Here is a 14,853-nt window from a genome sequence, read left to right on the forward strand (position 1 = left end):
GCGCGCAGCGCGGTTGACATGGCAGTTGGGATTTTCGACAGCGGGCTTGGCGGCCTGACGGTTCTGAGCGCCGTGGAGGCGCGGCTGCCGGAGGTGGCTCTGGTCTATCTGGGCGACAACGCCAACGCGCCTTACGGGGTGCGCGACCCTGACGATATTTTCAACCGCACCAAGGCGCATGTGCAGCGACTGTGGCATGACGAGGATTGCAACCTCGTGATTCTGGCCTGCAACACGGCGTCCGCCGCCGCGCTGCGCCGGATGCAGGAGGAAGGCGTGCCCAAGGGCAAGCGCGTGCTGGGGGTCTTCGTGCCGCTGATCGAGGCGCTGACCGAGCGGCAATGGGGCGACAACTCGCCCCCGCGCGAGGTGGCGGTGAAGCACGCGGCCCTCTTTGCCACGCCCACGACCGTCAGCAGCCGGGCCTTTCAGCGGGAACTGGCGTTCCGCGCCATCGGCGTGGACGTGGAGGCGCAGGCCTGTGGCGGGGTGGTGGACGCGATCGAGGACGGCGACATGATTTTGGCCGAGGCGCTGGTGCGCAGCCATGTGGATGCGCTGAAGCGCAAGATGCCCAATCCGCAGGCCGCCGTGCTTGGCTGCACGCATTACCCGCTGGTCGAGGACGTGTTTCAGGCGGCGCTTGGCCCCGAGGTGCAGGTCTATTCGCAGCCGCAACTGGTGGCGGCGAGCCTGGCCGATTACCTGTCGCGCCATCCCGAAATGGCCGAAGGAGGCGAGGGTGTGCGGTTCCTGACCACGGGCGATCCCAAGCGGACTTCGGACCGGGCGACGCAGTTCCTGCGACGAGGGATCACGTTTCAGGCCGCCTGAGGCCAGCGCGTCGCATTGCGGGCGCGCCCATTCTTCCTTACATGACTGATAACTGATGAAAGAGGTCTGACATGACCCATAAAATCGCCATTCTGGGCGCCTCGGGCTATACCGGCGCCGAACTTGTACGGCTGATCGCCACCCATCCGGGGCTGGAGATTGCCGCGCTGTCGGCCAATTCCAAGGCGGGGCAGACCATGGCGCAGGCGTTTCCGCATCTGCGGCACCTGGATTTGCCGACGCTGGTAACGATCGACGAGATCGACTTTTCCGGGATCGACCTGTGCTTCTGCGCGCTGCCGCACAAGACCAGCCAGGAGATCATCGCGGCGCTGCCCAAGGATCTGAAGATCGTGGATCTGAGCGCGGATTTCCGGCTGCGCGACCCGGATGCTTACGAGAAATGGTACGGCAACACGCACGCGGCGGTGGAGATGCAGCAGGAGGCCGTCTATGGCCTGACCGAGTTTTACCGCGACGCCATCCGCGAGGCGCGGCTGGTGGCCGGGACGGGGTGCAATGCCGCGACAGGGCAATACGTGCTGCGGCCCTTGATCCAGGCGGGGGTGATCGACCTCGACGAAATTATCCTCGATCTGAAATGCGGGGTGTCCGGGGCCGGGCGGAGCTTGAAGGAAAATCTGCTGCATGCGGAGCTGTCGGAGGGGTATCACGCCTATGCTCTGGGGGGCACGCACAGGCACCTGGGCGAGTTCGATCAGGAGTTCTCGGAGATTGCGGGCCGCGACGTGCGCATCCAGTTCACGCCGCATCTGATCCCGGCGAACCGGGGCATTCTGGCGACGGGATACGTGAAGGGCGAGGCCAAGGCGGTCTATGAGACGCTTTACAACGCCTATGCCGACGAGCCGTTCATCGAGGTTCTGCCCTACGGCGAGGGACCTAGCACGCGGCATGTGCGGGGCAGCAATTTCTGCCATATCGGCGTGGTGGCGGACCGGATCGACGGGCGGGCCATCGTGGTTGCCGCGCTCGACAACCTGTGCAAGGGGTCAAGCGGGCAGGCTTTGCAGAATGCCAACCTGATGCTAGGTATCGACGAGACGACGGGGCTGATGCTGGCGCCGGTGTTTCCGTGAGTTTCCCTGAGGAGGACGGGGTAGCGCGATGAAATCACTGAAGAAACAGCGGCGAATCCAAGTCATCGCGGTGACGGCGATTGCGCTGATCCTGGCCACCGGTCTGATCGGCTACGCGATGCGCGACGGCATAAACTTCTTCCGCTCGCCCAGCCAGGTGATGGCCGAGCCGCCCGCGCCCTCGGAAACCTTCCGCATCGGCGGGCTGGTCGAGGAAGGCACGCTCAGGCGCGGCGAAGGCGAGACGGTGACCTTCAGCGTGACCGATGGCGGGGCGTCGGTGCCGGTGCGCTATACCGGGGTTCTGCCCGATCTTTTCGGAGAGAACGAGGGCATGGTCGGCTTGGGCCGCTACGAGAACGGCGTCTTTACCGCGACCGAGATCCTGGCCAAGCATGACGAGGAATACATGCCGAAAGAGGTGGTCGATGCGCTGAAGGAACAGGGCGTCTACCAGGAACCGGACGGTAGCTAAGCCACGCGTTAACCAATCCTGACAACCCTTGCCGGTGATTTGACATCGCTGGCCAAGGGGGCGCGGAATGCAGACTGTCTCGGAGATCGCAAAGGATATCCTGGCGCGGGAAGGCGGGTTCGTGACCGACCCCGACGACCCGGGCGGGGCCACCAACCATGGCGTGACCATCCACACGATGCGGCGGCTGGGGTTGGACCTTGACCGGGACGGGGATGTGGACGTGGCCGATGTGCGTCGTCTCAGCCGGGCGCAGGCGCAGGACATCTTCATCGACCATTATTACCACCGGCCCGGCATCGCGCGCCTGCCGCAGGTTTTGCAGGCCAGCGTGTTCGACATGTACGTGAATGCCGGGGCCAACGCGGTGAAGATCCTGCAACGGCTGTTGCGGCAGATGGGGCACGAGGTGTCCGTCGATGGCATCATCGGGCCTCAGACCATCGAGGCGGCCGAGCTGGCCCATGGCGTGGCGCCGCTGCACATCGCGGATGCCTACGGGATCGCGCGGCGGAATTACTATTTCAGGCTGGCCGATCAGCGCCCCGCGTCGCGCAAGTTCGCGCGCACCCGGGCGGGCGGCAAGGGCGGCTGGATTCGGCGGGCCGAGGCGTTCATCTCGTCGCGCTATCACATGACGCCGGCGGAGTTTCGGGACCGGGTGGCGAAATGGGACTGATCGAGACGGTCCTGGGCCTGGTCTTCGGCGGCGGGCGCAATGCCGTGGCCGAAACCGCGGAAGTGTTCCGGGTGAATGCCGAGAAATCCGACCAACGCGCCGCCGAATTGCAGGGCGCGGCGCTGGCGCAGCTGGCGGCCGAGTTCAAGGCCGAGCGCAAGGGCCGGTACGACCGGTTCATCGACGGGCTGAACCGGGTGCCGCGACCGGCCATGGCGCTTGGCACGCTTGGGCTGTTCGTGGCCGCCATGGTGGACCCGATCTGGTTTTCCGAGCGGATGCAAGGGATCGCGCTGGTGCCCGAACCATTGTGGTGGCTGTTGGGCGCGATCGTCAGCTTCTATTTCGGTGCGCGGCATCAGGCGAAGGGGCAGGAATTTCACCGCTCGATCGCCGCCACCATGGCGCGCACGCCGCAGGTGGTGGGCAACCTGAAATCCTTGCGCGCGCTGGAGGCGGGCAGCGCGGGCGTGGCCGATACCGGGCATGACGCGGGGCTGGCGTTGCAGGTGCAGCAGGTGGAGAGCGAGCCCAATGCGGCTTTGAGGGAGTGGCAGGACGCGAGCCACGGGCGGTGAACTTACGGCGCGGAATCAAGGTGCAGCTTGCTGCACCGCCGCGCGATCGCCAGACCGCCCCCCGGGCTGGCGATTGGGTGACGTAGGCGCTTCGTATTGAGGTTTTTCGGACTTGGTGGCGATAAAGTGTGCTGAACCAAGGTCGGCTCGCCAGCCCGCGGTCTGGCGATCGCGCGCCTCGCCGGGCAAGGCTGATCCCGCGACAATGTGATCGCCCGTCGCACCCGAAAGACGTTGGAGGCGGGGCGCGGGACGACTATAACCGGGCCATGATCACCGAGCTTGGACATTTCGCACTCATCCTCGCCTTCTTCGTGGCGTGCTTTCAGTCGGTCGTGCCCCTGATCGGCGCGCAGAAGCGATGGGCGGGGTGGATGGCCGTGGCCGAACCCGCCGCGACGCTGCAATTCGTGCTGACGCTGGGTGCGTTCGGGGCGCTGATGTGGGCCTTCGTGACCTCGGATTTCTCGTTGGAGCTGGTGGTCGCCAACAGCCATTCGGCCAAGCCGTTGCTCTATAAGATCACCGGCGTCTGGGGGAACCACGAAGGCTCGATGCTGCTGTGGGTGCTGATTGTGACGCTGTTCGGGGCCTTCGCGGCCTGGTTCGGGGGCAGCCTGCCGCCGACGTTGAAGGCCCGCGTGCTGTCGATCCAGGGGCTGATCGGGGTGGCGTTCTTTGCGTTTATTCTCTTCACCTCGAACCCGTTCCTGCGTATGGACGTGCCGCCTTTCGATGGGCGGGATTTGAACCCGCTTTTGCAGGACCCGGGATTGGCGTTCCATCCGCCGTTTCTCTACCTCGGTTACGTGGGTCTTTCGATGACCTATTCCTTCGCGCTGGCCGCCCTGATCGAAGGCCGGGTCGACGCGGCCTGGGGCCGGTGGGTGCGGCCCTATACGCTGGCGGCGTGGATCTTCCTGACCATCGGCATCGCGCTTGGGTCCTGGTGGGCGTATTACGAGCTGGGCTGGGGCGGGTTCTGGTTCTGGGATCCGGTGGAGAATGCGTCGTTCATGCCGTGGCTCATTGCCGCCGCGCTGCTGCATTCGGCCATCGTGGTGGAAAAACGCGAGTCGCTGAAAAGCTGGACCATTCTGCTGGCGATCATCGCTTTCGGGTTTTCCATGATCGGCGCGTTCATCACGCGCTCGGGCGTGCTGACCTCGGTCCATGCCTTTGCCACGGACCCCGAGCGCGGCGTGTTCCTGCTGATGATCACCGGGTTTTTCATGATGCTGGGCCTGACGCTGTTCGCCGCGCGGGCGGGGGCGATGCAGGCGAAGGGGGTCTTTGGCCTGATGAGCCGCGAGACGATGCTGGTGGCCAATAACGTGCTGTTGGGCGTGTCGGCCTTTGTGATCTTTGTGGGTACGATCTGGCCGCTGATCTCGGAACTTGCGTTCGACCGCAAGCTGAGCGTGGGCGAGCCGTTCTTCAACATGGCGTTCACGCCGTTCATGGTGCTGTTGGGGCTGATCCTGCCGGTGGGCGCGATGCTGCCGTGGAAGCGGGGCAACCTAGGCCGGGTTCTGCGGCCGTTGGCGGGCGCCTTTGCACTGGCCGTGGCGGTGGGCGCGCTGGCCTTCGCGATGCAGACAGAGCGCAGCGCGCTGGGGCCGGTGGGCCTGTTCCTCGCGGCCTGGCTGGTGTCGGGCGCGGCGGTCGATCTGTGGAGCCGGACGGGACGGGGCGGGGGCCGCCTGTCGCGGCTGACGCGCCTGCCGCGCGCCGACTGGGGCAAGGCTGTGGCCCATGCGGGCTTTGGAATTACCATCGCAGGCATCGCCGGTATGCTGGCCTGGGAGGCCGAGGATATCCGCGTGGCGCAGGTGGGCGACAGTTTCGAGGTGTCGGGGCTGACCATCACGCTCGATGACGTGCGCGAGGTGGAGGGGCCGAACTACCTGTCGACCATGGCGGATGTGACCCTGTCGAAGGGCGGATCCGAGATCAGCCGGCTGACCCCGGAAAAGCGCATCTACCCGGTGGCCGGGATGCCGACGACCGAGGCCGCGATCGACAACGGCGTTCTGCGCGACGTCTATGTTGTGATCGGCGACGAGCAGGCGGCGGGCGGCTGGGCCGTGCGGACCTACTACAAGCCCTTGGCGAACTGGATCTGGGGCGGTGCGATCCTGATGGCGATCGGCGGCGCGCTGTCGCTCTCCGACCGGCGCTACCGCGTGGCGGCGGGGGCGCGCAAGACGCGCGCCGTGGGGGTGCCGGCGGAATGAAACGTCTGGTGCTGATCCTCTGCCTTCTGGCCTCGCCGCTCTGGGCGGTGCAGCCGGACGAGATCCTCGACGATCCGGTTCTGGAGGAACGCGCGCGGGAGATATCCTCGGGCCTGCGCTGTCTTGTCTGCCGCAACGAGAGCATCGACGATTCCAACGCCGACCTGGCCCGCGACCTGCGCCTGCTGGTGCGCGAGCGGCTGGTGGCGGGCGACAGCGACGAGGAGGTCATCGACTTCGTCGTGGACCGCTACGGCGAATACGTGCTGCTGAACCCGGTAGCCAGCGGCAGCAACCTGGTGCTGTGGCTGGCGGGGCCGGTGATGCTGCTTTTGGGCGGGCTGCTGGCGGCGGTCTATATCCGGGGGCGCGCGGGCGCGAAACCGGAGGGCGAGGCCGGGCTGAGCGCCGCCGAAGAGGCGCGGCTGCGCGAAATCATGAAGGACTGACGCGCCGTCGCGCGTTGCATTTCCGGGCCGGGCGGGGTTGATTGGCGTCAAACGCCAGATGGAGGCCCGCCCGATGACGACCTATCAGACCCTGACCTACGACCTGAGCGACGACATCGCCGTGCTGCGGATGAACCGCGCCGACAAGATGAACGCGCTCAACACCCAGATGCGGGCCGAGATCACCGACGCGGTCGGGCGCGCGGGCCGCGAGGCGCGGGTGCTGGTGCTGACCGGCAACGGCAAGGCGTTCTGCTCGGGGCAGGACCTGTCGGACAACGGCACGGCGGCGGCGCTGGACGTGGAGCGCGTGCTGCGCGACGAGTACGAGCCGATGCTGCGGATGATTTCGGACTGCCCTGTGCCCACCATCGCGGCGGTGAACGGCCCGGCGGCGGGGGCAGGGGCGAACCTGGCGCTGGCCTTCGACGTGGTGATCGCCACCGAGAGCGCCTATTTCCTGCAGGCCTTCGCGCGGATCGGCCTCATTCCGGACGCGGGCGGTACCTACTGGATGCCGCGCCAGGTGGGGGCGGCCAAGGCGATGGGTGCGGCGCTCTTCGCCGAGCCGATCTCGGCGCGGCAGGCGGATGCCTGGGGCCTGATCTGGGAGGCGGTCGAGGACGACGCCTTTGACCTGCACTGGCAGGCGCAGGCGGCGCACCTGGCCAAGGGGCCGACGGCGGCCTATGGCGGGATCAAGCGCGCGGTGCGCGGCAGTTGGGAAAACGGGTTCGACAAGCAGCTGGACCTCGAGGCGCAGCTGCAGGGTGAATGCGGGCGGACGCGCGATTTCCAGGAAGGTGTGACCGCCTTCCTGGACAAGCGCAAGCCGGAATACGAGGGGCGCTGATCAGGCCGAGACCTCGATCAGTTCCACGTCGCTGAGCTGGAATGCGCTTCCCAGCCCGGGCAGGATCACTGCAGGTGCGCCGTCGAGGTTGAGCACCGCGTTGCCGCCGAAATCCGTCAGGCTGAGGTCCGGCGGATCGCCGCCATCGTAGGTCAGCACGAGCAGTTCCTCGTTCACCTCGAAATCCGTGATCGTGGCCGGATTGCCGGCCAGCAGGGGGCTGCCGCCGATGAAAAGGTCGGCGCCTTCGCCGCCGGTGACAGTGTCGTTCTGACCGAAGATCATCACATCGTTTCCTGCGCCACCATCGACCTCGTCGCCTTCGGTGTCGTCATCCCGGGTCAGGTCGAGGCCCGGCAGGTCGTCGAGCGACGCCGCGTCGCCATTGGCGAAATCGCGCGCCACGGTGCGGGTCGCGTCGATAAAGGCGGTCTGATCCGTAAGGCCGGTGGACAGGATCAGGTCGTCGCCGGTATCCCCGCGCAAGGTGTCGGCCCCGTCACTGTCCGCCAGGATATCCTCGTCGGCGCCGCCGCGCAGGAAGTCGTTGCCGGCATTGCCCGCGATCACGTCCTGGCCGTCTTCGCCGAACACCCGGTCGTCGCCATCGCCGGCATCGATGACGTCGCCTTCGGCGCCGCCGCGCACCACATCGTCGCCGTCTTCGGCGTCGATGAAGTCGACGGCATCCGTTCCGGTGATCGAGTCCGCGCCTGCCGTGCCGGTGACCGGATTGATCGTGTCGGTCGGAAGGGGATCGGGGCCGCCGGTTTCCGGCTCTTCGGGCAACGGGCCGGGTCCGCCGGTTTCGGGTTCTTCCTCGCCCGGCGTGTCAGGGGCACGGGCATTGTCGTCATTATCGTCGAAGAGGTCGATGGCCAGGGCAGCCGTCGCACCGATGCCCAGCAGACTGAGCAGAACTATACCAAGCATGAAGGATTTCCCAAGAGACTCACATGTTTGCAGAATACTCTTCGATAGGCGGCCCGTCGTGAACATTCGTCGATTTCGGGCCGGATTCATGGATTTTCGAGGCATTTCCCCGGTGCATCGTCGCCACTTGCGAAACAATTCTTTCGATTTGGAAGAAGCGTTGATTTTCGGGCGGGACCACGGAAAGCTCAGGCCGTGTAGCGGCCGATGGCGACATTGCGCAGCGAGAAGTGCGGGCTGGTGTCGCGCAGGACGGCGATCGAGCGGCCGTCGGCCATGATGGTGGTGACGCCCGTCGTCTCGTTTCGCGCGACCGACAGTTCCGGGGCGTCTCCGTCCCGGTCGTAGACGAAGGTGATGATATCCTCCGCCGCGTCGAAATCCGCTATCTCGACCGGGGCGCCGCCGGCGATCCAGTCGCCCAAGGCAAACTCGTCGCGGCCCGGACCGCCGGCGATGGTGTCGTCGGAGCCTGCCACCACGGTATCGTCGCCCGCGCCGAGATCGACCAGGTCGCCGGCATCGGACGCGGCCGGCAGGTCGTAGGCGAACGCGATGTCGAAGATATCGTCGGCCCCCGCGGCGGAACTGCGCAAGGCAGCCTCGTCCACGACATTGGCCGCCTCGACGAAATCGTGGCCGTCGCCGGCGGCAATCGCGTCCTGCCCCGTGCCGGGAATGATGACATCGCCGCCAGCGCCGCCGGTCAGCGTGTCGTCGCCATCGAGGCCGATGACCCAATCGCCGCCGGTGCCCCCCGTCAGAAGGTCGGCGCCGTCGCCGCCCAGCAGCAGATCGCTGCGCGCGGCGGCCTGCGCCTCGGCCTCGGCGGAGTCTTCGGTTGTGTTGTCCGCATCGAGTTCGGGCAGGTCCAGCCCGCCCAGCCCCACGAGGCCGGCCATTGCGCCGCCGATCAGTATAAGGATGCCGAGTATCGCCATGATGCGCCCCAAGTTGCCCGGTTGCGGGCATCATGGCGCAGGAGACTGAACCGCCGGTAAATGCGCGACCGGCCGCCGCACATCACTTGGCTACAATTTTAGCCATCCTGCGGGCACAAAAGAAAACGCCCCGCGCTGGCGGGGCGTTTCAGAATGGCAGGAAGGTCGCGCTCAGCGGTTTTCCATGTCCACGTAATCGCGCAGCGTCTCGCCCTTGTAGAGCTGGCGCGGGCGGCCGATTTTCAGTTGCGGATCGCCGATCATTTCCTTCCACTGCGAAATCCAGCCCACCGTGCGGCTGAGCGCGAAGATCGGCGTGAACATCGAGGTCGGGAAGCCCATCGCCTCGAGGATGATGCCCGAGTAGAAATCGACGTTCGGGAAGAGCTTCTTCTCGGTGAAGTAGGAATCTTCCAGCGCCTGTTTCTCAAGCTCCTTGGCGACTTGCAGCGTCGGGTTGTTCTCGATCCCCAGGAGGTCGAGCACCTCGTCGGCGGACTGTTTCATCACCTTGGCGCGCGGATCGAAGTTCTTGTAGACGCGGTGGCCAAAGCCCATCAGGCGGAACGGATCGTCCTTGTCCTTGGCCCGCGCGATGAATTCCGGGATGCGGTCGGGCGTGCCGATTTCCTGCAGCATCTCCAGGCAGGCCTGGTTGGCGCCGCCATGGGCCGGCCCCCAGAGACAGGCGATGCCCGCCGCGACGCAGGCGAAGGGGTTGGCGCCCGACGACGAGGCCAGCCGGACCGTGGAGGTCGAGGCGTTCTGCTCGTGGTCGGCATGCAGGGTAAAGATGCGGTCCATGGCGCGGGAAAGGATCGGGTTGACCTCGTAATCCTCGGCCGGGACGGCAAAGCACATGCGCAGGAAGTTCGACGCATAGTCCACGTCGTTGCGCGGATAGACGAAGGGCTGGCCCAACGTGTACTTGTAGGCCATCGAGGCGATGGTCGGCATCTTGGCGATCAGGCGGATCGTCGCGACCTCGCGCTGCCACGGGTCCGAGATGTCGGTGCTGTCGTGGTAGAAGGCGGAAAGCGCGCCCACCACGCCCACCATGATGGCCATCGGGTGCGCATCCCGACGGTAGCCGCGGAACAGGAAGTGCATCTGTTCGTGCAGCATGGTGTGGTTGGTCACACGGTTCTCGAAATCTTCCAGCTGGGCCGCGGAGGGCAGCTCGCCGTAGAGCAGCAGGTAGCAGACCTCGAGGTAATGCGATTTTTCGGCCAGCTGGTCGATCGGGTAGCCGCGGTGCAGAAGCTCGCCCTTGCCGCCGTCGATATAGGTGATCGTGCTGTCGCAACTTGCGGTCGAGGTGAAGCCGGGGTCATAGGTGAAGACGCCCGCCTGCGCGTAGAGCTTGCGGATGTCGATCACGTCCGGGCCGGCGGTGGGGGAATAGACCGGAAGTTCGTATTCCTTGTCGCCGATCGTCAGTTTCGCGGATTTGGTACTGTCTGCCATCAGGGTCTCCCTCGTCAAGCCGTGACGCGCGGCGCGTCTTGGCTGCTTAATCCAGTGCACCTTTCAAGAGTGTTAAACACTCTTCGAGGCAGCATCGTTCAGTCGGGCGAGGGATTCCTCCCGGCCCAGGACCAGCATCATGTCAAACACGCTCGGTGTTGCCGCCCGACCGGCCAGCGCGGCCCGCATGGGGCCGGCCAGCTTGCCGAACTTGATATCCTTGGAGGCGGCAAACGCGTTCGCAGCCTCTTCCAGATCGTTGCGCGACCAGTTAGCATTTTGCAAGTGCGGCGTCAATTCGTTCAGTATACCACGGGATACTGCGTCCAGCTGCGCGGCGGCCTTCGCGTCCGGTTCGATCGGTCGATCCGCCAGAATAAATTCCGCTTTATCAAGAAGTTCAGGGAAGGTCTTCGCGCGCTCTTTGAGGCAATACATGCCGTCCAGAAGCAGCGCCTGTTTCGCATCGGGCAGCGGATCGGATGCCGTCGCGTCAAGGAAACCGTTCAGTTCATGCAGCAGCGCAGCATCGTCGCTGGCGGCGATGTGCTGGCCGCAGAGATTGTCCAGTTTCTTGAAGTCGAACCGGGCCGGGGATTTGCCGATCCCGTCGAGATCGAACCATGCCTTCGCCTGGTCGTCGGTGAAGAACTCGTCGTCGCCGTGGCTCCATCCCAGGCGGGCGAGGTAGTTGCGCATGCCCGCCGCCGGGTACCCCTGCTTCTGGTACTCGTCGACGCCGAGCGCTCCGTGGCGCTTGCTCATCTTCTTGCCGTCGGGGCCGTGGATCAGCGGGATGTGGGCGTAGACCGGCAGGGGCCAGCCCATGGCGGTGTAGATCAGCATCTGGCGGGCGGCGTTGTTGAGGTGGTCGTCGCCGCGGATGACGTGGGTGACACCCATGTCGTGGTCGTCCACCGCCACTGCCAGCATGTAGACCGGCGTGCCGTCCGAGCGCAGCAGGACCATGTCGTCCAGCTGATCGTTGCGGATGGTGACGTCGCCCTGCACCTTGTCGGCAATGGTGGTCGTGCCTTCGAGCGGGGCCTTGATGCGGATGACATAGGGCGCGTCGGGGTGCGTCGCGGGATCGGCGTCGCGCCACGGGCTGCGGTAGAGGGTCGAGCGGCCCTCGGCCTTGGCCTCATCGCGGAAAGCCTGGATTTCCTCTTGCGTGGCGAAGCACTTGTAGGCCTGGCCCCTGGACAGCAGTTCGTTGGCCACCTCGGCGTGGCGGTCGGCGCGGGCGGCCTGGCTGACCGTCTCGCCGTCATGGTCGAGGCCGAGCCACGCCAGCCCGTCCAGGATCGCCTGCGTCGCCTCGGGGGTCGAGCGGGCACGGTCGGTATCTTCGATCCGCAGAAGGAATGAGCCGCCGTGGTGCCGCGCGAACAGCCAGTTGAAGAGCGCCGTGCGCGCCCCGCCGATGTGCAGGTAGCCGGTCGGCGAAGGGGCAAAACGGGTGACGACTGGCTGCGACATGGGGCCGGTTAACCTTTCGGTAAGCATGGGGGACGTATCGTTACGGTGCCTGTCTATCGGCCCATGAAAAGGGAGACAAGCCTTGGTGCCTTGGCATCGTGCCGTCGCCGCCTGGCTGGATCAGCGCGGGCACCTGTTCGGGTGGGTGCCGGTGATGCTGGCCTGCGGGATTGCGCTCTATTTCGGGCTGAAGTCCGAGCCGCCGCTGTGGGTGTACGCCGCATTGGCCGGAGGCGTCGGCATGGCGCTTGCGCTGCTGCGCTATGTCGGCGTGGGGCTGGCGCCAATGATCTGGGCCTTGGCGCTGGTGGCGCTCGGTCTCTGCATCGCCGCGGCCCGGGCGCATGGCGTGGCGGATGCCAAGTTGGGCTGGCGCTATTACGGCCCCGTGGAGGGGCGCGTGGCGGATATCGACCGCTCGGGCTCTGACGCGCTGCGGGTGACGCTGGACCGCGTGGTGCTGCGCTACATGGACCCCGAGCGGACGCCTGGGCGCGTGCGGGTGTCGTTTCACGGCGCGGCGGAGGGGGCCGATCCGCAACCGGGCGAGACGCTGATCCTTACTGCGCACCTGTCGCCACCCGCCGGCCCGGTAGAGCCGGGGGGCTTCGATTTCCAGCGGCACGCGTGGTTCAAGGGTCTGGGCGCGGTGGGCTACACGCGTACACCTGTCCTGCTGCTGGAACCGGCGGCGGGCGGGCAGATCCTGTTCAAGACGCGCATGGCTTTGTCGCACCGCATTCAGACGCAGATGCCGGGCGAGGCCGGGGCGTTTGCAGCGGCGATCATGACAGGGGACCGCTCGGGCATGGGGCAGGAGACGCTGACGGCCTTGCGCGTGTCGAACCTGGCGCATCTGCTGGCGATTTCCGGCCTGCATATGGGGCTGCTGGCGGGGTTCGTCTTTGGCGCGCTGCGGCTGGGGATGGCCGCCGTACCGGGCTGGGGGCTGCGCCTGCCCACCAAGAAGATCGCGGCGGTGGGGGCGTTGCTGGCGGCGGCGGGGTACCTGGCGCTGTCGGGCGGCAACGTGGCGACCGAGCGGGCGTTCGTGATGGTGGCGGTGATGCTGCTGGCGGTGCTGGCGGACAGGCGGGCGCTGAGCCTGCGGGCGGTGGCGCTGGCGGCCTGCATCATCCTGGTGCTGCGACCGGAGGCGCTGATGGGGCCGGGTTTCCAGATGTCCTTTGCCGCCACCACGGCGCTGGTGGCGGTCTTCGGCGCCTTGCGCGACCGGGACTGGCGCGTGGGGCCGAAATGGATGCGGCCGGTCTGGGCCGTGGTGATGTCCTCCTTCGTGGCCGGGCTGGCGACAGCGCCGATTGCCGCCGCGCATTTCAACCAGATCGCGCATTACGGGCTGGTGGCGAACCTGCTGAGCGTGCCGCTGATGGGCGTGCTGGTGATGCCGATGGCGGTGCTGGCGGGCCTCTTGATGGCCTTGGGGCTGGAAGGGCTGGCGCTCGCCGTGATGCAGCCCGCGCTGGAGTGGATCCTGGGCGTGGCGCATTGGGTCTCGGAGCTGGACGGCGCGCGGGGCACGGTGGTGCGGCCGGGGCCATGGGTGCTGCCTCTTCTGTCGCTGGGGGCGCTTTTCGTCGTGCTGTGGCAGGGGCGGGCGCGGTTTGCGGGCGTCTTGCCGGTGGCGGCGGCTTTCGTGCTGTGGGCCGAGGCGGAGCGGCCCGATATCCTTGTTTCCGACACTGGCAGCCTTGTGGGGGTGATGACGCCCGAGGGGCGGGCGCTGTCCACAGGCCGCGCGTCAAGCTTCGTGGCGATGAACTGGCTTGAGAATGACGGTGATCCGGAGGATCAGGAGGGCGCCTTTGCCCGCTGGGCCAGGGTCGCCGGCGGCACGGACTGGCCCATTACCGCCGTCCGGGGCAAGCGGGCGGCGGAAGAATTCACCGACTGTGCACCCAAGGACTGGGTGGTGTTCAACAACGTGCCGCAGGCCGGGCTGCCCTGCCGCGCGATCCATCCCGGAACGCTGAAGAACACGGGCGCCTTGGCGATATGGCGCGAGGATGACGGCCTGCATGCCATGACCGGCGCGCGGCTTTGGAACACGGATCGCAGGCGGCGGTCCGATAGACGTCAATAGGTGCGGATCAGACCCACAAGGCGGCCCTGCACCTTGACCTGGTCCTCGGGCAGGACGCGGGTCTCGTAGGCGGGGTTCGCGGCTTCCAAGGCTATGGCGTTGCCGCGGCGATAGAATTTCTTCAGCGTCGCTTCCTGGTCATCGACCAGCGCCACGACGATATCGCCGTTATCCGCCGTCGACGTCTCGCGGATTACCACCACGTCGCCGTCGTTGATGCCCGCCTCGATCATCGAGTCGCCCTTGACCTCGAGAGCATAATGCTGGCCCGGCCCGGCGATCATGTCGCCGGGGACGGCCACGTTGTGGCTGGCATGGGCGATCGCCTCGATCGGGACACCGGCGGCGATGCGGCCCATGACGGGCAGTTCCAGGGCATGCACCGGCTCGACCGAGCGTGCGTTGGCCGGCTGCGCGGCCTCGGGGCGGTCGCCGTCTATCACGCGGGGGGTGAAGCCGCCGCTGCCGCCGATCATGTCTCCGCCCATGCTTTCGGGCAGCTTGATGATTTCCAGCGCCCGCGCACGGTGGGCAAGCCGGCGGATGAAGCCGCGTTCCTCCAGGGCCGTGATCAGGCGATGAATGCCGGATTTCGAGCGCAGGTCCAGCGCATCCTTCATCTCGTCGAAGCTGGGCGGCACACCGTCGCGCTGCACCCGCTTGTGAATGAATTCCAGCAGATCGAGCTGCTTCTTGGTCAGCATTTTCTCACGCCTCCACG

General features: G+C 66.4%; 14 protein-coding genes. 9 read left to right on the forward strand and 5 right to left on the reverse strand.

Features of this window, described 5'->3' with window-relative positions:
* The first annotated feature begins 18 nt into the window (after positions 1–18).
* From ACQY4V_RS06160 to ACQY4V_RS06195, 8 genes are all read left to right on the forward strand, one after another.
* Entirely contained in the window at positions 19–834 is an 816-nt protein-coding gene (locus ACQY4V_RS06160; RefSeq protein ID WP_428515985.1) for a glutamate racemase, read from the forward strand.
* Between the two features lie 71 nt (positions 835–905).
* Positions 906–1,934 (forward strand): N-acetyl-gamma-glutamyl-phosphate reductase, encoded by a 1,029-nt coding sequence (argC, locus tag ACQY4V_RS06165; RefSeq protein WP_428515986.1) that lies wholly within the window; start codon positions 906–908, stop codon positions 1,932–1,934.
* Between the two features lie 28 nt (positions 1,935–1,962).
* Positions 1,963–2,409, forward strand: coding sequence for a cytochrome c maturation protein CcmE (gene ccmE / locus ACQY4V_RS06170; RefSeq protein ID WP_428515987.1), 447 nt, complete (start codon positions 1,963–1,965; stop codon positions 2,407–2,409).
* Between the two features lie 67 nt (positions 2,410–2,476).
* A complete protein-coding gene (locus ACQY4V_RS06175) occupies positions 2,477–3,088 on the forward strand; it encodes a holin-associated N-acetylmuramidase (protein WP_428515988.1) in 612 nt (203 codons plus the stop codon).
* The gene (locus tag ACQY4V_RS06180) at positions 3,079–3,666 is read left to right on the forward strand and encodes a holin family protein (RefSeq protein ID WP_428515989.1); all 588 of its coding nucleotides are present in this window, start codon (positions 3,079–3,081) and stop codon (positions 3,664–3,666) included. The genes ACQY4V_RS06175 and ACQY4V_RS06180 overlap by 10 nt, the downstream gene beginning before the upstream one ends.
* Positions 3,667–3,935: 269 nt before the next feature.
* Positions 3,936–5,903, forward strand: a complete 1,968-nt coding sequence (locus ACQY4V_RS06185; protein WP_428515990.1) for a heme lyase CcmF/NrfE family subunit — start codon at positions 3,936–3,938, stop codon at positions 5,901–5,903.
* A complete protein-coding gene (locus ACQY4V_RS06190; protein WP_428515991.1) occupies positions 5,900–6,352 on the forward strand; it encodes a cytochrome c-type biogenesis protein in 453 nt (150 codons plus the stop codon). Before ACQY4V_RS06185 ends, ACQY4V_RS06190 begins: the two co-directional genes overlap by 4 nt.
* A 73-nt stretch (positions 6,353–6,425) precedes the next feature.
* Positions 6,426–7,205 carry an enoyl-CoA hydratase-related protein gene (locus tag ACQY4V_RS06195; RefSeq protein WP_428515992.1) on the forward strand — a complete coding sequence of 260 codons (780 nt, stop codon included), beginning with the start codon at positions 6,426–6,428 and terminating at the stop codon, positions 7,203–7,205.
* Here the strand turns inward: ACQY4V_RS06195 and ACQY4V_RS06200 are convergent, their stop codons facing one another.
* From ACQY4V_RS06200 to gltX, 4 genes are all read right to left on the reverse strand, one after another.
* Positions 7,206–8,138 carry a calcium-binding protein gene (locus tag ACQY4V_RS06200; protein ID WP_428515993.1) on the reverse strand — a complete coding sequence of 311 codons (933 nt, stop codon included), beginning with the start codon at positions 8,136–8,138 and terminating at the stop codon, positions 7,206–7,208. It lies immediately after the preceding gene.
* A gap of 188 nt (positions 8,139–8,326) precedes the next feature.
* Positions 8,327–9,079 (reverse strand): calcium-binding protein, encoded by a 753-nt coding sequence (locus ACQY4V_RS06205; RefSeq protein ID WP_428515994.1) that lies wholly within the window; start codon positions 9,077–9,079, stop codon positions 8,327–8,329.
* 171 nt (positions 9,080–9,250) lie between these two features.
* Entirely contained in the window at positions 9,251–10,546 is a 1,296-nt protein-coding gene (gene gltA, locus ACQY4V_RS06210) for a citrate synthase (RefSeq protein WP_152492226.1), read from the reverse strand.
* 72 nt (positions 10,547–10,618) lie between these two features.
* Positions 10,619–12,028: a glutamate--tRNA ligase gene (gene gltX / locus ACQY4V_RS06215; protein WP_428515995.1), complete on the reverse strand. Its 1,410-nt coding sequence runs from the start codon at positions 12,026–12,028 to the stop codon at positions 10,619–10,621.
* A gap of 85 nt (positions 12,029–12,113) precedes the next feature.
* On the opposite strand from gltX, the gene ACQY4V_RS06220 reads away from it, so the two are divergent.
* Positions 12,114–14,132, forward strand: a complete 2,019-nt coding sequence (locus ACQY4V_RS06220) for a ComEC/Rec2 family competence protein (RefSeq protein WP_428515996.1) — start codon at positions 12,114–12,116, stop codon at positions 14,130–14,132.
* Here the strand turns inward: ACQY4V_RS06220 and lexA are convergent.
* Entirely contained in the window at positions 14,126–14,836 is a 711-nt protein-coding gene (gene lexA, locus ACQY4V_RS06225; RefSeq protein ID WP_428515997.1) for a transcriptional repressor LexA, read from the reverse strand. The two genes, ACQY4V_RS06220 and lexA, sit on opposite strands and share 7 nt — an antisense overlap.
* Positions 14,837–14,853: the final 17 nt, after the last annotated feature.

This window comes from Roseovarius sp. (genome assembly GCF_965277045.1).
Lineage (GTDB): Bacteria > Pseudomonadota > Alphaproteobacteria > Rhodobacterales > Rhodobacteraceae > Roseovarius.